Here is a 23,616-nt window from a genome sequence, read left to right as displayed (position 1 = left end):
TGTTGCTAGGGAGATCGTACCGTCGCGATGAACCAGGTGGGATGTTCTCGTGGCCATATTCTGACCATCCAGCGTGACCGCCGGTCGACGCCTGACCTACGAGCGCAGTCCCTAATCCGCAGCTGCCACTCCTGCCCTAAACGACAAGTACCGGGGATCGCCTCGTCCAATCAGACTGCCCAGCGCCTCTATCGCCGACATATCCGCGGAACCCATATCCGTGGACAGCCATCGGATGATGAGCCCGGCGTCGAGGCTGGAACGTACGGCCGCTCCCAACGCCAGGTCCAGCCGGTCCCGAAGGAGCTGCACGGCCAGGGTTCCGGAGCGGCTAAGTAGGGGAGCCCGGTAGGCCTCAAGCGCGTCAGACACCCTGCCCTCACGCAGCAGCCGCAGCACGCGACCGGCATCCGAATGGTCGGCGAGGCCTGCACTGAACCGGTAAGGATGTGACGCCACAGTATCGCCCAGCATGGAGCGGACCCTGAACATCTCGGTACGGATGGAGGCTGCGATGCCCGCATCACCGTGGAGCTCGTACGCCAGCTCGTCCGCAGTCCAGCCCCGGGCGCGCGAATCCAGCAGGGCCAGGATTTCCGCACGCCGCAGTGTCAGAGGCATACGGGTTCCGTCCCGAAATACCGCCGTCGGCTGCTCACCGAGCAGTTCCAGCGACTCGACTGCTGTCGCCGGCCGTTCAACCGGGCGTTGTACCTGCCGCTGGGTGGGCCGCCGGGCCGGGCGGCCAGCAGAACCTGCATGAAGTAAACCTCCCGCGTTGGGCCTGGTCAGCAGGACCTCGGCCATGCTGACCGCGCACCGTACCATGCGAAGCGTGTCTGCCGTGAGGGACTCCAGCGGCCCCGAGACATCCAGCACGCCCAGCAGTTGGCCGGTGGTCGTATCGGTGATGGGCGCCGCCGTGCAGGCCCACTCGTGGTGGGTGCGGACCAGATGCTCGGCGGAAAACAGCTGCACCGGCTGGCCGGTGACCAGAACCTCGCTGATGGCGTTGGTGCCGATTCCGGCCTCCGACCAGTCCGCGCCTTCGGAGAACTCAAGCTGGTCCGCTTGCCGCAGCACCTGCGGGCTGCCCACCCGCCACAGGATTTCCCCGTTGGCGTCGGCCAGCACCAGCAGATGCCGTCCGTCGCCGGAATCATCGGCCAGCAACTCGCTGAGCGCGGGCATCACCTGCTGCAGCCGGTGTTCCCGTCGCAGCTCCAGCACCTCGGACGCCTCATGCAGATGGCGGGGGCTGTGCTGATCTGGGCTGATCCCCAACGCCATCGATCGGCGCCAAGAGTCAGCCAGCATCTCCGGGATCTCGGGCCGCGGAACGCCGGAGATCACAAGTTCGTGGGCGCGGCGCAGCACCCGCGAATATTTCGCCGGGTCCGAAAATTTCAGGCCATGGTCCATGGTTCCCTCCCACCGCCGTCGCCGTCGACCGGCAGTGCTCGTGCAACGCTGCTGTAACCCCCACTGCGTTTCACTAGGGTGATGCAGCTCACGCCAGCCCAGCATATCGCAGGGTTCTGGACGGAATAAGGGCGGCCGGACCATCGACTAGACGGACCATCACACAAAGGAGTGGACATGACCGAATCACCCACTGCAGTCGCGCAGGCTTGGCTTAAGGGATTGGATGACGCCCTGCAGCGGCGCGACGTGGACGCAGCACTAAAGCTCTTCGAGGACGAAAGCTACTGGCGGGACTTCGTAGCCTTCACGTGGAACCTCAAGACGCTGGAAGGCAAGGCCGATATCCGGCGGATGCTGGAGGCCACCCTTGACCGCGTGCAGCCCTCCAACTGGACCCTGGCCGAGGACGCCACGGGCGACGCCGACGCTGTGGAAGCCTGGATCACCTTCGAAACCGGAGCGGCCCGCGGCTACGGTCACCTCCGGCTGCGGAACGGCAAGTGCTGGACCCTGCTCACCACCATGAAGGAGCTGAAGGGCTTCGAAGAGAAGAAGGGGCCCCGCCGCGAAAAAGGCGTTGCCCAAGAAATCGTCAAAGGGCGCCGGTCCTGGCTTGAGCTGAAGGAAGAGCAGGAGGCGAAGCTCGGCTACGACGAGCAGCCCTACTGCGTGATTGTGGGCGGCGGGCAGGGCGGCATCGGCCTCGCGGCCCGGCTGCGACGCATGGGCGTTCCGACGATCGTCGTCGAAAAGAACCAGAAGCCGGGGGACTCCTGGCGGAACCGCTACAAGTCCCTGCACCTGCACGATCCCGTCTGGTACGACCACCTGCCCTACCTGCAATTTCCGGAGGACTGGCCGGTCTTCGCGGCGAAGGACAAGATCGGCGACTGGCTGGAGCACTACACCAGGATAATGGAACTGAATTACTGGTCCGGCACCGAGTGCGTGGGCGCTGAGTTCGACGACGACACCCAGGAATGGGTGGTCAACGTCCGCCGCAACGGCGAACCCGTCACGCTGCGCCCCAAACAGTTGGTCTTCGCCCTGGGCGTCTCGGGTTACCCCAACATCCCCACCTTCGACGGCGCCGAGAGCTTCATGGGGGAGCAAAGGCACTCTTCGCAGCACCCGGGCGGCGGGGACTGGACCGGGAAGAAGGCCGTGGTGATCGGCTCCAACAATTCGGCGCATGATATCTGCGCGGACCTGTGGGAGCACGGCGCCGATGTGAGCATGGTGCAGCGTTCCTCCACGCACATCGCTCGGAGCGAATCGCTGATGGACCTGGCGCTGGGCGGGCTGTATTCCGAGGAGGCTTTGGCAAACGGCGTCACCACAGAGAAGGCGGACCTGCTGTTCGCCTCACTGCCGATGCGGATCCTGCCCGAAACGCAGGTGCCGGTGTACCAGGAGATGGCCGAGCGCGATGCCGAGTTCTACTCGCAGCTGGAGGCCGCAGGTTTCGACCTGGACTTCGGCGTCGACGGTTCCGGTCTCTTCGTGAAGTACCTGCGGCGTGGCTCCGGCTACTACATCGACGTTGGAGCTTCCCAGCTCCTTATTGACGGGCGGGTGAAGCTCCGGTCCGGCCAGGTCTCCAAGATCACCGGAAACGCCGTGGTCATGGCGGACGGGACCGAGCTGGAGGCGGACCTCATCGTCTACGCCACCGGCTACGGCTCGATGAACGGCTGGCTGGCCGATCTCGTCTCTCCCGAAGTGGCGGACCAGGTGGGAAGATGTTGGGGTTACGGCTCGGACACTCCGAAGGACCCGGGCCCCTGGGAAGGGGAGCTGCGCAACATGTGGAAGCCCACCAACGTGCCGAATCTCTGGATCCATGGCGGCAACCTGCACCAGAGCAGGCATTACTCCTCATACCTGGCCCTGCAGCTCAAGGCGCGAATGGAAGGACTGGACACGCCCGTTTACGAACTGCAGCCCACCCATCACAACCGCTGACAGAAGGGATCCATCATGAAGGCAGCACGTTTCCATGGCCGCAAGGACATCCGCATCGAGGATATCCCGGAGCCGGAACTCCGGGCAGGCGCAGTGAAGATCGACGTCGCCTGGTGCGGCATCTGCGGCACGGACCTGCACGAATACCTGGAGGGCCCCATTTTCGTCCCCGCTCCGGGGCACCCGCACCCGCTCTCCCATGAGGAAGCGCCGGTGACGCTCGGGCACGAATTTTCCGGGACGGTATCCGGAGTCGGTGACGGGGTGGAGGGCCTGGCGGTGGGTGACAACGTCGTCGTCGAACCGTATTTTGTGGACGGCGACTGCGACATGTGCCAGGCGGGCAGCTACCATCTGTGCCGGCAGATGGGCTTTATCGGGCTCTCCGGCGGCGGCGGGGGCCTGAGCGAAAAGATCGTGGTCGATAAGCGGTGGGTGCACCCCATCGGCGACATCCCCCTTGACGAGGCGGCCCTGATCGAGCCGCTGTCCGTGGCCCACCACGCGGTGGCGCGCAGCGGCGCCAAGGCCGGCGACGTCGCCCTGGTGGGCGGTTCTGGTCCCATCGGGCTGCTGACCGCGGCCGTCCTCAAAGGCATGGGAGTGACCACGATCATCAGCGAACTCACCCAGGCGCGCAAGGAGAAGGCCATCTCCAGCGGCGTCGCCGACCATGTGCTTGACCCCAGCCAGGAGGACGTCCCGGCCCGGGTGCTGGAACTCACCGGCGGCGCCGGGGCCGACGTCGCGTTCGAGTGCGCCGGCGTGAACGCGGTGCTGGACACCATGCTGGCCGCCGTCCGGCCCGGGGGAGTGGTGGTCAATGTATCCATCTGGGGCGCGCCGGCCACCGTGGACATGCAGAAGCTGGTGCTCAAGGAGATCGACCTGCGCGGCACCATCGCCTACGTCCGGGACCACCCGGCCGTCATCAAGATGGTGCAGGAGGGCAAGGTGGACCTCAAGCCGTTCATCACCGGGAGGATCGCGCTGGAGGACCTCGTGGCGCAGGGCTTCGATACGCTCATCAACCACAAGGACACGGCCGTGAAGGTGCTGGTGCATCCGTAGGCGCAGGACCAAAGAGTGGGCGTCAGCGCCGCGGGCGCACGAGCGTTGCCCACAGGTGCCAAAGCATCGCGGCAAGGGTGGCGAGGAATGCTGCGACTGCCAGCCACAGCTCCGTGCGGCCAATCAGCGCCACGAGGGGAAGATGGTCGGCGCGCCCCAGATAGATCCCGGCCACGGCGTACATACCCAGGGGGAAGATAACGCTCCAGAGGCCGGGTTCGTAGGACAGGGGCACGCGGTGGATGACGTGCCTCCACCATCCGGCGGCGAGGAGGACCGGAAAGAGCCACGAGGCGAAGGCCCAGAACACGACGGAGGAGCCGGCCACGAGTCCGCGCGTCGCATCCGCCATCGGCGCGCCGGCCATTTCTACGATCCGTGCGCCGGCGAGGACACTGATCGCCATGGCACCCATGGCCACGAAGTATGGCGGGCGCAGGTCCTCGGCCCGGATGGGGTAGGTCATGAGCCGCAGCGAGACGAAGATCCCCACTGCGGCGTACAGGATGAGCCCCACCGACCAGGCGACGACGGCGGCCAGCGCCAGGGCCGCGCGCCAGTCCGGCCCGGCGAGGGGTTCCACGGACGCCGCCGCGACCGCCACGGACTGACTGGCCACGCACCAGATGAACCAGCTGCCGTTGGCATCCTTCAGCACGGGGCGTTCCTCCCGGCCAAGCACGGCGGTCCACGGCACAACGTAGCCAAGCACCACCCAGGCGAGCACCGCGACGGCCAAAAGCGCCGCCGTCGTCCCCGGCCACCCCGCCATGCCCAGGCGCACGCCGAGCACATTCGTTCCGGCGATGAAGGTGAAGAAGCCGAACGCCCTGCCGGGGTCCAGGAAGTCGCGGCGCATGTCGGCGCGGAACCTGGCCAGCCGCACCAGGCTAAGAACCAGGAGCACGGCGTAGGAGACCGCGCAGACCACAAGGAGTGCGGCTGAGAGTGCGTCGAAGCCCTCGAGCTCGAGACCCACCGAGATGATCCCGCTGGCCATAGTGAGGGCGAAGTACCCCGGCGTGAGGGTCTGCACGGCTTGTGAGACGCGGGAGCCGAGGGGGTTGCGTTTCACAGGGGCAGTGGTCATGGCACCCAGCTTAGGGCTTGCTGATTCGGGCTTCTTCGCTGAACGGGCCGGGCGCAACGTCAATGGCAATGGAGGCCAAATGAACACCGCTCCCCACGTCGGTATCGACGACCTTCAGAAGGCGGCCGAGGACATCCTCAAGCTCAACGACCTGGGCGCCATGACCACCGCGGCGCCCAACTTTCACCCCCATATGTGGAGTTTCTGAGGGTGTTCGCCAACCGCTGCTCGGGTAGCGAAATTCTCACGGGTCAAGAGACGTAAGCGCCCAGTCCCAGCGGATCAGCTCCTGTTCCAGCCTGACTGACTCCCCGAACTGGCCGCTGCCCAACGCTTCATAGAGCGCAGCCTCCTCACCGGTCAGCCGTGTCAGCGCAGCCCGGGACGGCGACGGTTCGCTGCCCCAGGCATCGCGGTGCGCCAACAGCGTGGCCTCGTCCATCAGCACGCTGGCCACGTGAGGGTGGACCGCCCGGAGCTGGTCCAGGATCCGGAAGCCGTGCGTGTCCAGGTCGCCCCAGTACAGGACGTCACAGTCCCGCAGCCACTCCGCGTCCTGCAGCGAGGAGAACCCGTACCCGCCGCCGTAAATGGCCAGCGTGTCGGGGCGCGTGGGAAGGGCAAGGAAGTTCACGAGGTTTTCGGTGACGATCACTCGTTCAACCGGCAGACTCAGTGTGCTGAACGCCTCGGCGGTGACGGTGAGGTCCCGCGCCTCGCCGAGCAGGGGCAGCCGGAGGTCGAGCGCCCGGAACCTGACCAGCTCGGGCGGGTGCAGGAAACCGTGCCGCGCGGCGAAGCGTGCCGCCGGGGTCCGTGCCGCAGCCTGGCCCAGCAGGGAGCCCTGCACTGCCGGCACCTCCGGGAGGTCCCCATCGTCCGCGACGTCAGCGGGAACCGGCGGCCCGGCCCGCAGCTCCGCCGCCAGCTCATCGATGACTTTCCGGTGGTTCTCGACGAACTTCGTGTGCACTCCGGGCAGGCCCAGCTGCCGCACATAGATTCCCGGCGACGGGTTGTCCCGCAGCCACAGGGCCACCCGGGCGGCGGTCAGCGCGTTAGCCCCGAGTTCCAGCAGCTGCAGCGGCCGCCTCAGCGCCCAGGCACGGAAGGCAGCGTCCAGCCCGGACAACCCGTCGGCGAGCCCACGGAAGCGGGCCGCGTCCTTCGATCTGCCCACGAACGCAATCTCGTCCTCCACCGAGGTGAACACCGCCGCGGCCGGCAGCAGGTTGGACCCGATGGTGGTGCGCCCCACCTCCGCGGTCTCCAGGCTGAAGTGACCCGTGGCTGCGAACAGCTCGGCCGCCCACGCCCGGGCCGCGGCGTAGTCACTCCGGAGAGTGGCCGCCGTCGGACGTTTCAGCGGACGGCGCCGCGGATAGGCGCCAGAAGGTTCCAGCAGCTCGCGCAGCAGCTGGCTCCGGGACCACGCGGCGAGGGACAGCCCGCGCAGCTCGGCCAAAGTCGTCCATTTTTCCGGCCGCTCAGCGCGGAGGTCCCTCCCCAAACCTCGCAAGCTCGGTTCGGGGCCCTCGGGACGCCGCTTAGGCACGCCGGTCCCGTTCGTCCCGGTATTCCTGGATGGTCATGTTCCGCAGCTGCGAGTCGTCGCCGTTGGTGTTGGCCACGAAGCCCACATGGGCCACAAACGGTTCGATCACGTGGATTTTCTGCAGGGGAGTGACGATCAGCAGCTGCAGCTTCATCCGCTGGAACAGCTCCAGCCCGTACCGGGCGGACTCGTCGGATCCGCGGCCGAAGGCCTCATCGATGACGACGAACCGGAAGCTGCGGCCGTTGCCGGCGTTCTTTCCGGCGCCCTGCCCGGAGCCCAGGCCGAACTGGAACGCCAGTGCGGCGGCGAGGATGGTGTAGGCGAGCTTCTCCTTCTGGCCGCCGGATTTTCCGCCCGAGTCGGTGAAATGTTCGAACTCCTCGCCGGTCTCGGTCCACTTTTCGGACGCGGAGAACGTGAACCAGTTCCGCACATCCGTGACCTTGGCCGTCCAGCGTTCATCCAGCGTGGTGTAGCCGTCCCGGCCGCGGAAACGCTCGATCAGCCTCGCCACCTGCAGGTACTTCTGCTCCGAGTACTGCTCCTCGTCCCCGATGGTCCCTTCCGAACAGGCCCGCAGGTCGATGCCGAACTGGCGGACGTCCAGGTCGGTGCTGTTCTGGTGCTCCAGCTGGATGTGCCGGCCGGGGTTGTATTCGATCCCGGCCAGCGAGAGGTTGATCTCGCCGATCCGGTTCACGATGTCCTGCCGGCGGCTGTCCAGGAAGGCATTGAACGCCACCACTTCGTGGATGGTGTTCTGGTTGAGCGAGTCCTTGAAGTGGGCTTCGAAGCGGGGAAGGTCGTTGTCTTGCAGCTGCTCCAGGAGCTTGTTGTAGTCCCCGGCGGCCTCGAGGGCGGCGTCGATTTCGGTGGTCTCATTCGGGTACCTGTTGCGGAAATCGGCCATCAGCCGCACCGTGGTTTCCGCCGTGCGGGCGATCCGCTTCACCAGGGCATCGATGATGTCCGTCAGCCCGGCCCGTACGGTGCTTTCCACCGCCGCGGTGTTTTTGTACGTCAGCGGCTTGTCCCCGAGCGCACCGGCGGCGAGCTTCGCGACGGCGGCCAGCACGCCGTCGTCGTCCGTCAAGGGCTGCTCAGCCAGCACGGACGCGCACTCCTCGAGCGCGGCGGCGATCTCCTTGGCCGCTTCCTCGTTGGCGCCGATGCGTTGCTGGAGTTTGTTCGCCTGGTCTTCCAGACGCCCCAGCCGCCCGGCCATCTCCGTCTCCTTGGCGGCCAGCTGCTGCAGGACATCGCTGGCGGACTCGAGCTCGCTTTTCTCCGTCTTGAGGTCCTCGATGCGGCGGGCGGTGAGCTGCCAGCTGATCTCGGCGAAATCCGTTACGGACCGGACCGTGCCGAGCTGCTGGTTCTGCCTGCCGAGCGCGCCAAGGTAGTGGTCCACCTTCCCGAGCCGGGCGGTGTTGCCCTGGAGCTGGCCCCGGACCTCATCCTGCTCGGCGAGGAAGCGGGTGACCTTGTCCTGGTTGTCCCAGCCGAGCACATAGTTGCGGCGGTCGGCCAGGTCCTTGCGGTCGTCCTTCTCATGCCGGCCGCGGCCGCCCTTGAGCTGGCCGTTGAGGGTCAGGGCCTTCGGGTAGCGGCGGAAGTCCTCCAGGTTTTCGCAGCAGAAGTAGTCGAACCGGCTGCTGAGCTCGTCGAGGAGGAAGTCGCGGAACGGGGTGCCCTGCTTGATCGCGATTTTGGCCGCCAGTGTTCCCGGTTCGGCTGCCCTGGGCGAATGCGACTCGCCGATCTTCAGGTACACCAGCCGGCCACGGAGGTTGTTGGTATCCACCCACTTGCTCACGGCCGCATAATGCTCGGAGGGCACCAGCAGGGAGAGCGCGAAGCCGTGGAGGGTGCGTTCCGCGGCGCCCTCCCACTCGGCTTCCCCGTCGCGGACCCGCAGCAGCTCGCCGGCGTAGGGCAGCGCGTTTTCCGGAATCCCGGTTCCGTCACACAGACGACGGCGGAGCTCCAGTTGGGGCCGCGGCAGCAGGTTGGGGCGGGACTGCAGGCTGGTCAGTTCGGCGCCGATCTCGGCGGCGCGCTCGGTGAGCGTGGTCCGCTCGATGGTCAGCGCGGTGCGGCTTTCCTGCAGCCCGCGGGAGTTCTCGCCGAGCTCCGCTTCCACCGCGGCGAGCCGGGCGCGGTTGGCGTCGAACAGCACCCGGTCCTCCGGGACCTGCAGGCCCAGGCCGGCGGCCGCTTCGGTGTAGTTCTCGAAGCGCTGCCGCTGGGTGCGTGATTCCTCGGCGAGGCGCGTGGCCTCGGCATCGATGGCGGCCAGCCGGCCGCCGCCGTTGCTGCGGATGTCCTCCTTGACTGCGGAGAGGTCGTGGCGCAGCGCGGTGATCGCCGTGGACAGCTTGCTGCCGTCCTCCCGCAGCCGGACTCCGGTACCCTCCAGTTCCGCCTGGTGTTCCAGGCTCAGCTTCAGCCGCTGGTCCGTGAACCAGGGGTGGAGCTGGTCCCGCTGTGCCCGGGCGAGTTCGTCCTCAAGGCTCAGCCGGGCGTGCTGGGCGGAGCCCTCCTTTATGGGCGTCAGCAGGCCGATCTGGTCCTTGGCCCGGAGCACGGCGTCGTGCGCCTTCTTCAGATCGTCGAAGTGGTGGATGAGGTTGCCGATCCGCGCCGCCACATCGTCTTCCTCGAGCATGTTGGTGCGCACGAAGTGGGTGATGTTCTCCACCTGCTTCATGGACACGGTGCGGTGGAACAGCTCCATGGCCTGGTTCCCGCTGATGCCGAACTGCCGCTTGAACGCCGCCGCGTAGGGGTCGAAGGAGTCATGGACGGCCGCGCCCGCGGCACGGAGCTTCTTCTTCAGCTTCGCCGGATCCTGGCCGAAGTGCGCGAAGTCCGCCGCGATGGACTGGTCCGCCTCGGCCAGTGAGTAGAACCGGTTGGGCTGGCCCGCCTCCTGCATGGCCCAGAGCGTGACGGCCAGGGTGACGGATTTGCCCAGCACCGCGTTGTGGAAGACGCCGAGCACCACGGTGAGGGTTCCCGTCCCGCGCAGTGCCACCGGCTTGGAGTATTCACCGCCCGTGCTGCGGGTGCTCTTGTGGAAGCCCCGGACATAGGACATCAGGCTGCGTTCCTTCTTCTGCGCGCCCGCGGCCTTGTTGTACTCGATCTTGTTCGCCGGCAGCAGCAGGGTGGTGATCGCGTCCACCACGGTGGACTTTCCCGAGCCGATGTCACCGGTCAGGAGGCTGTTGGCGCCGTCCAGCCGGAAGGTGCGGATCCCCTGATGGAAGGTGCCCCAGTTGAGCAGCTCCAGGCGGTGCAGCCGGAAGCCCGGGGGAGTACCGGCGTCGTCCGCTTGTTCATCCAGGCTGAAAAGGCTGTCCTGCAGCTCGGCCGTCATTTGCTTTCCCCTTCCATTGCCTCGGTGCCTGCGCCGGCGGCTGCGCCTGCGCCTGCGCCGGTGAGCGAGGAGCGGTAGTCCGCCAGCCGCGCGTCGAACTCCTCCAGCCACTGCGCGTCCACGTAGGCCTTGAGGATGCGGGCCACCTCGTAGGTGCCCGTCTGGCCGCGCAGTTTCCGCAGGAAACCGAGCTCCACGACTTTCTTGATGTTGGCACCGAGCTGGTCCAGGATGCGGGCCTCGTTGCTCGATTCGGGCAGGAAAACCGAGACCATGTCCGCGATGTCCTGCTCCGTCATGATGAGGCGGAGCTCGCTGGAGTTGGTGTCAAACTCCAGCATCCGGCCGCGCAGCAGGGCGAGCAGCAGGCTCACGTTGAAGGTCAGCTGGCGCCGCGGGATCAGCCGGGGGAGGGTGCCGTCCGGGTCCTCGCGCGACTTCAGGAACGCGTAGCCCTCGGATTCGTCCAGGATCAGGTCCAGCCCCAGCACGGCAACGTAGTCGCGGACATGGGAGGCGAGGCCGATCAGCGACTGCCAGATCTTCTCATCCGCCTCGGCGTAGACCACGCCCTTGAAGAGCCGGGTGACGACGCCGGGAAGTTCCTCGGGTGTGCTGGTTTCCGTCTGCGTTGCCTGGGCTTCGCGGTTCATGCTGGCCTTCCAAAGATGATCTGGTCGATGGTCGCCTCGCGGATGCTTCCATCCGGCAGTGACCAGGACAATTGCTGCGTGGCCCCGGGATTGATGTCCGCCCAGTCCGACTCGGTGGCGAGCTGGTAGTAGGCGACGATCTCGGCCAGGCCCTGGGACAGCGGATACGCGTAGGTGATCTCCGCGAGGGTGGCCTGCTCCGCGTCGGCCAGGACGGCGTCGATGTTGGATTTGAGCCGCTCCGTATCCACGTGGAACTGGCTGAACAGGGCGCCGGCGTCCACGTCCGTGTCATCGGCGGCCACGACGTCATCGTCCACCATCACCTTCCGGCTGGGCTCATAGAGGGGACGTTCGAACGGCAGCGCCACGTCCACGGACGGCGCGGCGACGTCCATAAAGACGCCCGACGGCGGCGCCTCCCGGGTGCCCAGCGCGCCGGATTCGATCCTCCGGATCAGCCGCATGATGCGTTTGTTCTCCAGGAAGACCTTGTCATCGAGCAGGCGGCGCATCTGCTGGGACAGCTGGCGGACCGTCGCCTGGGTCTGTTCGACGGCGGGCAGCCAGTCCTGGTGCAGGTTGGTCACGGCGCTCAGGTTCTCGGCGCCGGACAGCGCCTCGATCTGCGTGGCCCGCTGCAGCAGGTCCCGGAGCTCGGTGCGCAGCTGCGGGGACATCAGGTAGTCCCAGAAACCCTGGAATGTGCGGCCCTGGACAGAAGTGTTGATGTCCTGCTGGTTGGCGAAGATGGTCTTCAGGAGATCGCCTTGGCTGCCCTCCCAGGTGGCGATCTGTTCGCGGACCTGCCGGTCCAGCTTCCGGAAGTTCTGTTCGACCTCGCGGAAGTCCGAGAGCAGGTCCCTGGCCAGTGAGGTCAGCTGCTGGAAATGGTCCAGCGCTTCCGGGACGCTCATGACCCGGACGTTTCCGTCGCGGATGCGCTGCATCTCGGCGTCGATCCCGTCCCGCTGGCGCTGGAGCTCAGCCAGGCGCACCTCCGGGTCCGTCTCGGACTGCTGGACGAGGGTTTTGAGGACGGCGAAGATGCTGGTCAGCCGTGACTGGGTGGCGACGAAATCCCGGCCGCGCAGGCTCTCCACCCAGCGGACCACGTCCTCTGCGGCGGCGGTGAGATCGTAGCGCGGCTCGTCCTGGCCGGGCACGTAGTACTTCCGCAGCCAGGCCCGTTCCGGGGCGGCCCAGTCGTCGAGGTATTCCGACGCCGGACGGGGGAATTTGTCCTCGCCGTAGGCATCCCGCAAGCCGAACAGCACATCATCCAGGGTGTCGACGAGCTGCTGGCGGCCGATGTTGCGCTGGTTGGGCCCGGTGAAGGCCGCCATAAAAAACGACACCGCGAGCGGGGCATTCTGGGCACGAAGCAAGGACCATCCTGCGTGGTTCTCACGCAGCGAATTGATCGCGTAGTAGTCCATGGCGTCCTTGGTTGCGGCTTGCGTGCCGCTTGATTGCAGCTTGACTTCAGCGTCCCCGGTCTGGCCGGTTTCCCTGTACCTAAGCTACCTTCAACCGCCGACATTTTCCGGTGGAACAACGATCGGATTGCTTCATGTTCAGACGCCGCTACCCGGCTACAGGCTCCCTGGGGACAAGACGTTGAAGCCGGCGTCAACGGCGGCGGCCAGCAGTTCGGCGTCGTAGGCGACCAGGACGTCGGCCTGCAACCGGATGGCCACGGCCAGATGGATGCCGTCTGCGCTGCGCCGTCCGCCGGGGAGGGCGGCCGCGTACATCAGGTCCGGGCGCGCCAGATCCACCAGGTTGATGCCGCCCAGCACGGCATTGACCAGCTGGCCGGGAAAACCGCGCCGGTGTGCCGCACAGTGCAGCTCGGTGTAGAGGAGCATGGACGCCACGAGCGTGTCGCCCTGGGCCGCGGCTGTGGAGAGGTACCGGGCGGCGGCGGATGATTCCTTCTCCTCCACTACAAGTTTGAGGACCGCTGAGGTGTCCACGTAGATGATCAACGGTCCCCGCGGAGGTCGGCCAGGATTTCCGCCGTGCTGGTGGGCGCCGCGACCCGCGGCAGGGATTGAAAGTCAACTGCTCCGCCGGCGGCCGGCCGCACCAGCCCTGCCAGGAGCAGCCGCTCGAAGGGGGAGGAGGACGGCGGGATCAGGGTGGCGGCTATTTCGCCGTTGTTCGTGACATCGATGGTTTCGCCGTTTTTTACGCGCTCAAGGATCTTGCTGCTCTGGTTGCGCAGTTCGCGGTGCGGGATGGTTGTCATGGCTGCCTCCGTAGCAATCGTAGCAATCGTAGCAAGCAGCGGCCCGCGCCGGAAGACGCGGGGATGTCGCCGCGGCACCCTTGGGGGCACCCGCGGCGACATCCCCGCCGTCGTTCCTGTGTCAGGCCTGGTTGAAGCGGACCATGTTGCCGGAAGGGTCACGGAAGGCGCAGTCGCGCGGGCCCCAAGGCTGGACGATCGGTTCCTGGAGGACCTCCGCGCCGGAGGCCCGGACGGCCTCAAACGTGGCGTCGAGATCGTCCGTGCTGAACACGAGCATGGGCATAACGCCCTTGGTCAGCAGCTCCTGGATGGCGTCCCCGTCGGCCTGGGAGCGGCCGGCGTGCGGAGGGGACAGGACGATCTCAAGGTCGGGCTGGGCTGCGCTGCCAAGGGTGACCCAGCGCTGTCCGTCCGAGCCGACGTCGTTCCGGACTTCCAGGCCGAGGGCGTCGCGGTAGAAGGCGAGAGACTCATCGAGATCGTTGACGGTGACGTGTGCGTACTTCAAAGAAATGTTCATGTCCCACACGCTATTGCAGCGGCCGCGGAGACGCTTCTTCAATCCTGCTCGGCTTGCGCGCGGGCCGTGTGCGCTGCCGGGCAATGCACAACGGCATGGCCTTCACCGCGTGGTGCTCCCGGGCCCGGTACGCGCTGGGCGGCATGCCGACGATCTCGGTGAACCGGGAGCTGAACGAGCCCAGCGAGGTACAGCCGACCTCCATGCAGGCATCCGTCACGCTGGCACCGGCCCGCAGCAGCGCCATGGCCCGTTCGATCCGCCGCGTCGTGAGGTAGTTGTACGGCGTCTCGCCGTAGGCCGCCTTGAACTGGCGGGAGAAATGCGCGGGGGACATCAGGGCACCGGCGGCCATGGTGGGCACATCGAGGGGCCGGGCGTATTCGCGGTCGATCAGGTCCCGGGCCCGGCGCAGGCGCGCCAGGTTGGCCAGCTCCTGTGGTGTCATGCCGCCATTTTAGTTGTTGACGTCCTGCAGTGGTTTCGGGAAAACCTCCGTGCCGGCCGCAGTGGTAATCCGCCCCCACAATCTCCTGTACAGTTGATCTTGTTGTTGTGTTTATGCAGTTCGTAGTTCAGGCAGTACGCAAGGTTGAAAGACCCTGTTCTTCTGAAGTAGCGGTTTTGAACACCCCACACCGGAGGACCCGAAAGTCGGGACTTTTCCTCCACCTTCACGAAGGACAAAAAATAATGGCTACTGGTACCGTCAAATGGTTTAACGCTGAAAAGGGCTTCGGCTTCATTTCCCCCGATGACTCCTCACAGGACGTCTTCGCACACTACTCCGCGATCGCCTCTTCCGGCTTCCGCTCCCTCGAAGAGAACCAGAAGGTCTCCTTCGAGACCGAGCAGGGCCCCAAGGGCCCGCAGGCCGTAAACATCCAGGCTCTCTAAGACTTAGTTTCTAACTAACTCTTCTGAGTCCGGGGCCGCAAGGTTTCGAGCAGGGCCCGTCATTGACGGGCCCTGCTTTTGTTAACCCACTTTTGTTAACCCGGTGTGCGGCCCGGGCCCAAGTAGCTGGCAGTTGTTGCCGTTTTGAGCCCTGAAAACGGCAACAATTGCGAGCCAGTTGGGGCCGCCGGGGTATTCGAAAGGCTCAACCGCCGTGGCGTTGCGCCAGGAACGCGGTCAGCGCGGGGTTGTCGATCTCCTTCGCGAGCCACGGCACCGCCTCGGCGGCGGCCGCGTCACCGAGGACGGCGCGGTGCGACTGCGCCCGGACCACGAACTCCCGCATCCCGCTGCGGCTGGCCAGTGCGCCGAGCCGCTCAGCGAACTCGGAAGCCCGTGGCGACTGCGTGGCGATGGCGACTTCCGCCGCGGCGTCCAGCAGCCGGGCCGAATACCAGAGATACCACGGGGCGGGTTCGAGACCCCGGTTGATCCAGTGTTCGGCGGCAGCGAGATCACCATGGGCCAGGAACAGCCGGGCTTCGGCGCCGGCCGCCAGGGCCATGTAGCAGTGGTCGCCGGCAAGGTCGGCCATCACCCAGGACCGGTCAATCAGGGCGGCGGCTTCCTCCAGCCGGCCGGCGGCCAGGTACGTCTCGCCCCGCAGGCCGGCCACAAACGGCTCGAACGCCGTCCAGTGTTCCGCCGCGACCAGGCCCAGGGCCCGGTCCAACGAGGCGGCCGCCTGCTCCACCTCCCCGCGCAGGAGCTGCACGCGGCCGAGCAAGGCGCCGCTGAACGCCTGCTGACGGCGGTTCCCGGCCGCCTCGGCGAGGATCCCGGATGCGGTGAAAGCCGTCACGGCGTCCGCGTAATGCGCGGTGTCCGACGCCAACATGCCCTTGATCGCCAGGATCCGTGACTGCTCGTCGGGAATTCCTTCCGCTGCCAGCATCGCCCGGTCAAGCCAGCTGGCCGCATGGTCCGGGACGCCCCGCTGGACGGACAGATAGCCAAGCTCGCGGTAGGCGGCCGCCGCCGTCCGGGAGACGCCGTCGGGCGCAACGGCGGCCAGCGCGCGGTGCAAATAATCGGCAACCTCGGCGCCGCGGCCGCCGGCCTGATGGATCAGCGCCCCGGACAACGTCACGAGGGACTCGGCGAGGAGATGACTGTCACCGGTGCGGCCGGCCAGTTCGACGGCGGCGCGCAGCTGATCCAGCCCCCGGTCCACGGAGCCCGCCGAGAGTGAAGCTTCGCCGGCGTCGAGATAGGACCGTACCGTTGCCGCGTTGGCCGCAATGCCGGGGTCCGCCGCCGGGCCCGCATCGGAAAGGGCCCGCCGTACTTCCTCCGGCAGCGGCAGACCCAGCTCCCGGTGATAGAGCTCACCGCATCTGGTGACCTGCTCACGTGCCCGCCGATGCTCGCCCAGCGCGACGAGCGCCTTCACCAGGACGGCGGTGCAGTCCGCATTGAAAGGATCCCGGCGCAGCGCCTGCGAGGTCAGCTCGACCGCCTCGCCGGCTGCGCCTGCGGCCAGTGCGGTCAGGGAGGCGTCATAGAGCAGCGACTGGACACAGTTCTCGAGCCGGTACCGCTGGTCCGCCAGCCAGGAATCAAAAACGGGACAATCCGCGAAGGAGAGCCCCTCAAGCAGCTGGCCGTCGAGCTTCCGGGGATCGACGTCGCGGCTGCCGGCCGAGTCAACCAGGGCGACGACGTCGCAGCGCCAGTCCGGCTGCAACGCCAGCCCCAGGGGGTCGCCGGCTATCGCTGCCCCGCCGAGGGCCCGCCGCAGTTCGGAGAGGTTCCAGCGCAGGGCGCCCAGCGGATCCGCGGCGTCAGGGAAGAGCAGCGCGGCAGTGCGGGAGCGGCTGGTGCCGGCCGTTTGCAGCGCGAGGTAGGCCAGCACGGCCCAGGCCTTGCGGCCTCGGGGCTGCGGGAAATCCCGTTCAGGGGACTCAATCCGGGGCGGACCCAGGAGCCGAATCCAGGTGTCGGCCATAGCAGTCATTTTACCGCCGGGCTTCCGACGCCGTCCGGCGGAAATTGGTTCACACGGCCGCTCACACGCTGCCTGAACAGACTGGATTCATCCCATCCACCCTCATATTCACCCGAGGTGAATCACAATGGAACTGTTTGTAGCCCTGCTGGCCGGAATCGTGATGGTCTCCGGCGGTGCCACGTTCCGCGCAGTGCTCAGGGACGGCCACGGCCATATCCCCGAAGTGCGCTCGAACGCGTCCTGGACGGCCGGCGACCTGCCGAGCGAACCGTACGCAGTTTCCCCTAATCGCATCCCGACGGCGTTGTGGTTCCGGTAGGTGCGCTGGTAGCCGGCGTTTGCCCTGGACACTCAACGAGTCTGGACACGAAAGCGGGGCGGTGGGATTCTGAGGCTGGCACCATCGGCGAGGGAGGCTGGTACCAGCTCATGGATGAATCACCGGATACACGTCAATTGCTCGCCGCCCGCATCGAACAGAAGCAAAAAGTCGTCCGCTCCTATCTGGGACGGGAGCGGCCCCGACGGAACAAGCTCGCCAACATCAGCATCGTGGGCAGCGCCCTTGCCGCCATGCTCACCGCCGGCCCGGCAGCCGGGGGCACCGGATTCACCCAAGCAGTGCAGGGGATCTTCTCGTTGGCAGACAGTTCGGTGGTGTGGCGCGTCCTGTGCCTAGGGGCTGTCCTGTTGTCCGTCGCCGCGGCACTGGCCACGAATTTCGCCAATTCACATTCCTTGGCGGACCGGGTCAGCGCAGCGGAGACCTGCAAGGCGCAGCTGGAAGGGTTGCAGGATACTTTGAGCTTTGGCCACATCGCCATTGACGATGCACTGAAGCTGTATCACCAATACACGGCCCAGGTGGCCTTCATGGACGAGCTGCCGTCCCGCTGACTTCCCGACACAGGATCCCGGCCACACGAGGGCCGTTGCTGTGATGCGCTCCACACAAAGCGCCCGGGCCTGTGCGCAGCCCGCAGGAGGGGTACCCGGGGCCGTAGCCCCCGCCAATCCGGGGAATTTATTGCCTTGCACCGCCACTTCGGGTGGATTTGCGCGGGGTGCGTGGGGCGTGTAAAGTCATTCGAGTCGCCGCCGCTGATGCGGAAAGATAGCGACCGACCCCCTTGATGAACAGCCTGGAAAATGGCGCACTTTGTGTGTGCCGGATGCGGGTGGGGGCCTTCCCGGGAGGGTGCGGATTGCGGAAACGTTGATTTGCTTTGTTTTCCGGGTTCGGGTAAGTTTGTTAGGTTGCTCCGGAGCGATCCTGGACCGTGTGGTCCGGGTGGTGCCGGGTGTGTCTGTTGTTTGAGAACTCAATAGTGTGCCAAGTTTGTTGATACCAATTTATTGTATTGGATTGGTTGAATTGACTGGATCCGCCACCCCGTGGTGTGGTCTGGTTTTTACAGCTGGTTTCAAATTTTGTGCAGCCTGGGTCCGCGTTTTCCCGTGGGCCTGTTGGTTGTGTCTGTTTTTGTTTTACTTCAACGGAGAGTTTGATCCTGGCTCAGGATGAACGCTGGCGGCGTGCTTAACACATGCAAGTCGAACGATGAACCTCACTTGTGGGGGGATTAGTGGCGAACGGGTGAGTAACACGTGAGTAACCTGCCCTTAACTCTGGGATAAGCCTGGGAAACTGGGTCTAATACCGGATATGACTCCTCATCGCATGGTGGGGGGTGGAAAGCTTTATTGTGGTTTTGGATGGACTCGCGGCCTATCAGCTTGTTGGTGAGGTAATGGCTCACCAAGGCGACGACGGGTAGCCGGCCTGAGAGGGTGACCGGCCACACTGGGACTGAGACACGGCCCAGACTCCTACGGGAGGCAGCAGTGGGGAATATTGCACAATGGGCGCAAGCCTGATGCAGCGACGCCGCGTGAGGGATGACGGCCTTCGGGTTGTAAACCTCTTTCAGTAGGGAAGAAGCGAAAGTGACGGTACCTGCAGAAGAAGCGCCGGCTAACTACGTGCCAGCAGCCGCGGTAATACGTAGGGCGCAAGCGTTATCCGGAATTATTGGGCGTAAAGAGCTCGTAGGCGGTTTGTCGCGTCTGCCGTGAAAGTCCGGGGCTCAACTCCGGATCTGCGGTGGGTACGGGCAGACTAGAGTGATGTAGGGGAGACTGGAATTCCTGGTGTAGCGGTGAAATGCGCAGATATCAGGAGGAACACCGATGGCGAAGGCAGGTCTCTGGGCATTAACTGACGCTGAGGAGCGAAAGCATGGGGAGCGAACAGGATTAGATACCCTGGTAGTCCATGCCGTAAACGTTGGGCACTAGGTGTGGGGGACATTCCACGTTCTCCGTACCGTAGCTAACGCATTAAGTGCCCCGCCTGGGGAGTACGGCCGCAAGGCTAAAACTCAAAGGAATTGACGGGGGCCCGCACAAGCGGCGGAGCATGCGGATTAATTCGATGCAACGCGAAGAACCTTACCAAGGCTTGACATGGACTGGAAACATCTGGAGACAGGTGCCCCGCTTGCGGCCGGTTCACAGGTGGTGCATGGTTGTCGTCAGCTCGTGTCGTGAGATGTTGGGTTAAGTCCCGCAACGAGCGCAACCCTCGTTCTATGTTGCCAGCGCGTGATGGCGGGGACTCATAGGAGACTGCCGGGGTCAACTCGGAGGAAGGTGGGGACGACGTCAAATCATCATGCCCCTTATGTCTTGGGCTTCACGCATGCTACAATGGCCGGTACAAAGGGTTGCGATACTGTGAGGTGGAGCTAATCCCAAAAAGCCGGTCTCAGTTCGGATTGGGGTCTGCAACTCGACCCCATGAAGTCGGAGTCGCTAGTAATCGCAGATCAGCAACGCTGCGGTGAATACGTTCCCGGGCCTTGTACACACCGCCCGTCAAGTCACGAAAGTTGGTAACACCCGAAGCCGGTGGCCTAACCCCTTGTGGGAGGGAGCTGTCGAAGGTGGGACTGGCGATTGGGACTAAGTCGTAACAAGGTAGCCGTACCGGAAGGTGCGGCTGGATCACCTCCTTTCTAAGGAGCACCTACAACTTTCCGTGCCCCGTGTATGCGGGTGTTCAGGGGTTGTCAGGAGTAGGCCCGTTGCGCAGGCGATTGTTCTGCGGCGGGTGCTCACGGGTGGAATATCAGCAGATAGGTGCCTGGCGGCACAGGCCGGCAGCTAGTACGGACGGGTTCCCTTCGGGGTGTCCTGTCCTGGAACGCTCGCCGGGATGGTCCGCCGGGTAGTGTTTGGCACACTGTTGGGTCCTGAGGCAACAGGGCCATGCCGCATGTCTGTTTGTTCCCTTGTGGGGGCGGGCGGGGTGTGGTGTGGGTTTGTTTGTTTCTGGTTTCCTGGCTGCACCGATCACACGGTTCCGGTTCCTGCTTTGGCGGGGCTGGTGTGTGGGGTGTGTGGTACGGGGTTGTTGTTTGAGAACTACATAGTGGACGCGAGCATCTTTTATAAGAAGCAATTTCCAAGAATATGAACCTGGATCTGTGCCGTTGCGTGGTTGTGCCTCTTCGGGGGTGTGGCTGGTGGCGGTGTGGTTTCCGTGGTTCTCTCGAAAATAGCGTTTTTGATCTTTTGTGGTCAAGTTTTTAAGAGCACACGGTGGATGCCTTGGCATTAGGAGCCGAAGAAGGACGTAGGAATCTGCGATAAGCCTGGGGGAGTCGATAACCGGACTGTGATCCCAGGGTGTCCGAATGGGGAAACCCCGCCAGGGGCGCGAGCTGCCTGGTGACCCGCATCTGAACACATAGGGTGTGTGGAGGGAACGCGGGGAAGTGAAACATCTCAGTACCCGCAGGAAGAGAAAACAATAGTGATTCCGTCAGTAGTGGCGAGCGAACGCGGATCAGGCTAAACCGTTCCATGTGTGATAGCCGGCGGGCGTTGCATGGTCGGGGTTGTGGGACTTTCCGTACCAGTTCTGCCGGACTGGTGAGGTGCGAAGTGTGGGCATAGGTGAACGGTCTTGAAAGGCCGGCCAGAGAGGGTGTGAGCCCCGTAACCGAAATGTTGTCATACCGCCTGGAGAGTATCCCAAGTAGCACGGGGCCCGAGAAATCCCGTGTGAATCTGTCAGGACCACCTGATAAGCCTAAATACTCCCTAATGACCGATAGCGGACCAGTACCGTGAGGGAAAGGTGAAAAGTACCCCGGGAGGGGAGTGAAACAGTACCTGAAACCGTGTGCTTACAATCCGTCGGAGCCAGTCTGATTCTGGTGACGGCGTGCCTTTTGAAGAATGAGCCTGCGAGTTAGTGTTACGTCGCGAGGTTAACCCGTGTGGGGAAGCCGTAGCGAAAGCGAGTCTGAACAGGGCGTTGCAGTGGCGTGATCTAGACCCGAAGCGAAGTGATCTACCCATGGCCAGGTTGAAGCGACGGTAAGACGTCGTGGAGGACCGAACCCACTTCAGTTGAAAATGGAGGGGATGAGCTGTGGGTAGGGGTGAAAGGCCAATCAAACTTCGTGATAGCTGGTTCTCCCCGAAATGCATTTAGGTGCAGCGTTGCGTGTTTCTTACCGGAGGTAGAGCTACTGGATGGCTAATGGGCCCTACAAGGTTACTGACGTCAGCCAAACTCCGAATGCCGGTAAGTGAGAGCGCAGCAGTGAGACTGTGGGGGATAAGCTTCATAGTCGAGAGGGAAACAGCCCAGACCACCAACTAAGGCCCCTAAGCGTGTGCTAAGTGGGAAAGGATGTGGAGTTGCGAAGACAACCAGGAGGTTGGCTTAGAAGCAGCCATCCTTAAAAGAGTGCGTAATAGCTCACTGGTCAAGTGATTCCGCGCCGACAATGTAGCGGGGCTCAAGTACACCGCCGAAGTTGTGGATTTCAGACAAGTGCCTAGCCTTCGTGGTTCAGGTGTCTGGAGTGGTAGGGGAGCGTCGTGTGGGCAGTGAAGTCGCGGTGTAAACCAGCGGTGGAGCCTACACGAGTGAGAATGCAGGCATGAGTAGCGAAAGACGGGTGAGAAACCCGTCCGCCGAATGATCAAGGGTTCCAGGGTCAAGCTAATCTGCCCTGGGTAAGTCGGGACCTAAGGCGAGGCCGACAGGCGTAGTCGATGGACAACGGGTTGATATTCCCGTACCGGCGAAAAACCGCCCATGCTGAACAGGGGATACTAACCGCCCGAGACCTGCCCGACCGCCCTTGTGGTGTGAGGGTTTTGGTGGAGCGCGGGACCTGATCCTGGGAGGCAAGCGTATTAACAGGTGTGACGCAGGAAGGTAGCCGGGCCGGGCGATGGTTGCCCCGGTCTAAGGATGTAGGGCGAACGGTAGGCAAATCCGCCGTTCATGATGCCTGAGACCCGATGGGACCCCCTCACGGGGGGATCCGGTGATCCTATGCTGCCGAGAAAAGCATCGACGCGAGGTTTTAGCCGCCCGTACCCCAAACCGACACAGGTGATCAGGTAGAGAATACTAAGGCGATCGAGAGAATTATGGTTAAGGAACTCGGCAAAATGCCCCCGTAACTTCGGGAGAAGGGGGGCCCCCAGCGTGATGGACACAAGCTGTCCGGAGCGTGCAGGGGCCGCAGAGACCAGGGGGAAGCGACTGTTTACTAAAAACACAGGTCCGTGCGAAGTCGCAAGACGATGTATACGGACTGACTCCTGCCCGGTGCTGGAAGGTTAAGAGGACCGGTTAGCCGCAAGGCGAAGCTGAGAATTCAAGCCCCAGTAAACGGCGGTGGTAACTATAACCATCCTAAGGTAGCGAAATTCCTTGTCGGGTAAGTTCCGACCTGCACGAATGGAGTAACGACTTCCCCGCTGTCTCAACCATAAACTCGGCGAAATTGCAGTACGAGTAAAGATGCTCGTTACGCGCAGCAGGACGGAAAGACCCCGAGACCTTTACTATAGTTTGGTATTGGTGTTCGGAGTGGCTTGTGTAGGATAGGTGGGAGACGTGGAAGCCCGGACGCCAGTCCGGGTGGAGTCATCGTTGAAATACCACTCTGGTCACTTTGGACATCTAACTTCGGCCCGTAATCCGGGTCAGGGACAGTGCCTGATGGGTAGTTTAACTGGGGCGGTTGCCTCCTAAAAAGTAACGGAGGCGCCCAAAGGTTCCCTCAGCCTGGTTGGCAATCAGGTGTCGAGTGTAAGTGCACAAGGGAGCTTGACTGTGAGAGAGACATCTCGAGCAGGGACGAAAGTCGGGACTAGTGATCCGGCGGTACATTGTGGAATGGCCGTCGCTCAACGGATAAAAGGTACCTCGGGGATAACAGGCTGATCTTGCCCAAGAGTCCATATCGACGGCATGGTTTGGCACCTCGATGTCGGCTCGTCGCATCCTGGGGCTGGAGTAGGTCCCAAGGGTTGGGCTGTTCGCCCATTAAAGCGGTACGCGAGCTGGGTTTAGAACGTCGTGAGACAGTTCGGTCCCTATCCGCTGCGCGCGCAGGAAATTTGAGAAGGGCTGTCCTTAGTACGAGAGGACCGGGACGGACGAACCTCTGGTGTGTCAGTTGTACTGCCAAGTGCACCGCTGATTAGCTACGTTCGGATGGGATAACCGCTGAAAGCATCTAAGCGGGAAGCTCGCTTCGAGATGAGATTTCCATACACCTTGTGTGTGAGAGGCCCCCAGCCAGACCACTGGGTTGATAGGCCGGACGTGGAAGACAGGACTAAAGACTGTTGAAGCTGACCGGTACTAATAGGCCGATAACTTACACCACACACTCTCTTCGTGAACGGATTCAAAAGACGCTCACACCATGAAGAGAGTACAAAGAAACAAGACTGCTTGCGTCCACTA

At 64.0% G+C, this 23,616-nt stretch carries 17 protein-coding genes and 2 rRNA genes; 8 read left to right on the top strand and 11 right to left on the bottom strand.

Annotation, left to right across the window (positions count from 1 at the left end):
- Positions 1 to 111: 111 nt before the first annotated feature.
- Positions 112 to 1,422 (bottom strand): GAF domain-containing protein, encoded by a 1,311-nt coding sequence (locus tag E5206_RS17950; RefSeq protein ID WP_136323675.1) that lies wholly within the window; start codon positions 1,420 to 1,422, stop codon positions 112 to 114.
- 177 nt (positions 1,423 to 1,599) lie between these two features.
- Between E5206_RS17950 and E5206_RS17945 the strand changes: the two genes are divergently transcribed.
- Both E5206_RS17945 and E5206_RS17940 read left to right on the top strand, forming a co-directional pair.
- Positions 1,600 to 3,390: an NAD(P)/FAD-dependent oxidoreductase gene (locus tag E5206_RS17945; RefSeq protein ID WP_136323674.1), complete on the top strand. Its 1,791-nt coding sequence runs from the start codon at positions 1,600 to 1,602 to the stop codon at positions 3,388 to 3,390.
- Positions 3,391 to 3,405: 15 nt separating this feature from the next.
- The gene (locus E5206_RS17940) at positions 3,406 to 4,461 is read left to right on the top strand and encodes a 2,3-butanediol dehydrogenase (RefSeq protein WP_136323673.1); all 1,056 of its coding nucleotides are present in this window, start codon (positions 3,406 to 3,408) and stop codon (positions 4,459 to 4,461) included.
- 22 nt (positions 4,462 to 4,483) lie between these two features.
- Here the strand turns inward: E5206_RS17940 and E5206_RS17935 are convergent, their stop codons facing one another.
- Positions 4,484 to 5,551 (bottom strand): tellurite resistance/C4-dicarboxylate transporter family protein, encoded by a 1,068-nt coding sequence (locus E5206_RS17935; RefSeq protein WP_136323672.1) that lies wholly within the window; start codon positions 5,549 to 5,551, stop codon positions 4,484 to 4,486.
- A gap of 79 nt (positions 5,552 to 5,630) precedes the next feature.
- Here E5206_RS17935 and E5206_RS19795 point away from each other — a divergent pair, with 79 nt between their 5' ends.
- On the top strand, positions 5,631 to 5,759 hold the full coding sequence (locus E5206_RS19795; RefSeq protein ID WP_276605948.1) for a hypothetical protein: 129 nt from the start codon (positions 5,631 to 5,633) through the stop codon (positions 5,757 to 5,759).
- Positions 5,760 to 5,795: 36 nt separating this feature from the next.
- On the opposite strand, the gene E5206_RS17930 is transcribed toward E5206_RS19795, so the two are convergent.
- The 8 genes from E5206_RS17930 to E5206_RS17895 all read right to left on the bottom strand — a co-directional run bounded on the left by E5206_RS17930 (position 5,796) and on the right by E5206_RS17895 (position 14,369).
- Positions 5,796 to 7,016: a DUF3322 and DUF2220 domain-containing protein gene (locus E5206_RS17930; protein ID WP_168709378.1), complete on the bottom strand. Its 1,221-nt coding sequence runs from the start codon at positions 7,014 to 7,016 to the stop codon at positions 5,796 to 5,798.
- A gap of 82 nt (positions 7,017 to 7,098) precedes the next feature.
- On the bottom strand, positions 7,099 to 10,491 hold the full coding sequence (locus tag E5206_RS17925) for an ATP-binding protein (RefSeq protein ID WP_136323670.1): 3,393 nt from the start codon (positions 10,489 to 10,491) through the stop codon (positions 7,099 to 7,101).
- Positions 10,488 to 11,144 (bottom strand): DUF4194 domain-containing protein, encoded by a 657-nt coding sequence (locus E5206_RS17920; protein WP_136323669.1) that lies wholly within the window; start codon positions 11,142 to 11,144, stop codon positions 10,488 to 10,490. Before E5206_RS17920 ends, E5206_RS17925 begins: the two co-directional genes overlap by 4 nt.
- On the bottom strand, positions 11,141 to 12,583 hold the full coding sequence (locus E5206_RS17915) for a DUF3375 domain-containing protein (protein WP_136323668.1): 1,443 nt from the start codon (positions 12,581 to 12,583) through the stop codon (positions 11,141 to 11,143). Before E5206_RS17915 ends, E5206_RS17920 begins: the two co-directional genes overlap by 4 nt.
- Positions 12,584 to 12,739: 156 nt before the next feature.
- The gene (locus E5206_RS17910; protein ID WP_240689824.1) at positions 12,740 to 13,123 is read right to left on the bottom strand and encodes a type II toxin-antitoxin system VapC family toxin; all 384 of its coding nucleotides are present in this window, start codon (positions 13,121 to 13,123) and stop codon (positions 12,740 to 12,742) included.
- Between the two features lie 8 nt (positions 13,124 to 13,131).
- Positions 13,132 to 13,398 (bottom strand): type II toxin-antitoxin system prevent-host-death family antitoxin, encoded by a 267-nt coding sequence (locus E5206_RS17905; RefSeq protein WP_136323666.1) that lies wholly within the window; start codon positions 13,396 to 13,398, stop codon positions 13,132 to 13,134.
- Between the two features lie 121 nt (positions 13,399 to 13,519).
- The gene (locus E5206_RS17900; RefSeq protein WP_136323665.1) at positions 13,520 to 13,921 is read right to left on the bottom strand and encodes a VOC family protein; all 402 of its coding nucleotides are present in this window, start codon (positions 13,919 to 13,921) and stop codon (positions 13,520 to 13,522) included.
- Between the two features lie 10 nt (positions 13,922 to 13,931).
- The gene (locus E5206_RS17895) at positions 13,932 to 14,369 is read right to left on the bottom strand and encodes a helix-turn-helix transcriptional regulator (protein WP_136323664.1); all 438 of its coding nucleotides are present in this window, start codon (positions 14,367 to 14,369) and stop codon (positions 13,932 to 13,934) included.
- Positions 14,370 to 14,614: 245 nt separating this feature from the next.
- On the opposite strand from E5206_RS17895, the gene E5206_RS17890 reads away from it, so the two are divergent.
- A complete protein-coding gene (locus E5206_RS17890) occupies positions 14,615 to 14,818 on the top strand; it encodes a cold-shock protein (protein ID WP_024365339.1) in 204 nt (67 codons plus the stop codon).
- Between the two features lie 205 nt (positions 14,819 to 15,023).
- Here E5206_RS17890 and E5206_RS17885 read toward each other — a convergent pair whose 3' ends face one another.
- The gene (locus E5206_RS17885; protein ID WP_240689822.1) at positions 15,024 to 16,826 is read right to left on the bottom strand and encodes an SARP family transcriptional regulator; all 1,803 of its coding nucleotides are present in this window, start codon (positions 16,824 to 16,826) and stop codon (positions 15,024 to 15,026) included.
- Between the two features lie 127 nt (positions 16,827 to 16,953).
- Between E5206_RS17885 and E5206_RS17880 the strand changes: the two genes are divergently transcribed.
- From E5206_RS17880 to E5206_RS17865, 4 genes are all read left to right on the top strand, one after another.
- Positions 16,954 to 17,148: a hypothetical protein gene (locus E5206_RS17880; protein ID WP_136323662.1), complete on the top strand. Its 195-nt coding sequence runs from the start codon at positions 16,954 to 16,956 to the stop codon at positions 17,146 to 17,148.
- Positions 17,149 to 17,258: 110 nt separating this feature from the next.
- Positions 17,259 to 17,726, top strand: coding sequence for a hypothetical protein (locus E5206_RS17875; RefSeq protein ID WP_136323661.1), 468 nt, complete (start codon positions 17,259 to 17,261; stop codon positions 17,724 to 17,726).
- 596 nt (positions 17,727 to 18,322) lie between these two features.
- Positions 18,323 to 19,846, top strand: a 16S ribosomal RNA gene (locus E5206_RS17870).
- A gap of 563 nt (positions 19,847 to 20,409) precedes the next feature.
- Positions 20,410 to 23,536: ribosomal RNA gene (locus E5206_RS17865) — 23S ribosomal RNA — on the top strand.
- The 16S and 23S rRNA genes sit together here, the layout of an rRNA operon.
- Positions 23,537 to 23,616: the final 80 nt, after the last annotated feature.

This window comes from Arthrobacter sp. PAMC25564, assembly GCF_004798705.1.
GTDB lineage: Bacteria > Actinomycetota > Actinomycetes > Actinomycetales > Micrococcaceae > Arthrobacter.
Note: the sequence above shows the minus strand (reverse complement) of the source record. Positions and strands in the feature narration are given on the sequence as shown.

Coding starts and splice junctions, on each gene's coding strand:
- E5206_RS17950 (WP_136323675.1), bottom strand. CDS start 1,422: ATGGACCATGGCCTGAAATTTTCGGACCCGGCGAAATATTCGCGGGTG.
- E5206_RS17945 (WP_136323674.1), top strand. CDS start 1,600: ATGACCGAATCACCCACTGCAGTCGCGCAGGCTTGGCTTAAGGGATTG.
- E5206_RS17940 (WP_136323673.1), top strand. CDS start 3,406: ATGAAGGCAGCACGTTTCCATGGCCGCAAGGACATCCGCATCGAGGAT.
- E5206_RS17935 (WP_136323672.1), bottom strand. CDS start 5,551: ATGACCACTGCCCCTGTGAAACGCAACCCCCTCGGCTCCCGCGTCTCA.
- E5206_RS19795 (WP_276605948.1), top strand. CDS start 5,631: ATGAACACCGCTCCCCACGTCGGTATCGACGACCTTCAGAAGGCGGCC.
- E5206_RS17925 (WP_136323670.1), bottom strand. CDS start 10,491: ATGACGGCCGAGCTGCAGGACAGCCTTTTCAGCCTGGATGAACAAGCG.
- E5206_RS17920 (WP_136323669.1), bottom strand. CDS start 11,144: ATGAACCGCGAAGCCCAGGCAACGCAGACGGAAACCAGCACACCCGAG.
- E5206_RS17915 (WP_136323668.1), bottom strand. CDS start 12,583: ATGGACTACTACGCGATCAATTCGCTGCGTGAGAACCACGCAGGATGG.
- E5206_RS17905 (WP_136323666.1), bottom strand. CDS start 13,398: ATGACAACCATCCCGCACCGCGAACTGCGCAACCAGAGCAGCAAGATC.
- E5206_RS17900 (WP_136323665.1), bottom strand. CDS start 13,921: ATGAACATTTCTTTGAAGTACGCACACGTCACCGTCAACGATCTCGAT.
- E5206_RS17895 (WP_136323664.1), bottom strand. CDS start 14,369: ATGACACCACAGGAGCTGGCCAACCTGGCGCGCCTGCGCCGGGCCCGG.
- E5206_RS17890 (WP_024365339.1), top strand. CDS start 14,615: ATGGCTACTGGTACCGTCAAATGGTTTAACGCTGAAAAGGGCTTCGGC.
- E5206_RS17885 (WP_240689822.1), bottom strand. CDS start 16,826: ATGGCCGACACCTGGATTCGGCTCCTGGGTCCGCCCCGGATTGAGTCC.
- E5206_RS17880 (WP_136323662.1), top strand. CDS start 16,954: ATGGAACTGTTTGTAGCCCTGCTGGCCGGAATCGTGATGGTCTCCGGC.
- E5206_RS17875 (WP_136323661.1), top strand. CDS start 17,259: ATGGATGAATCACCGGATACACGTCAATTGCTCGCCGCCCGCATCGAA.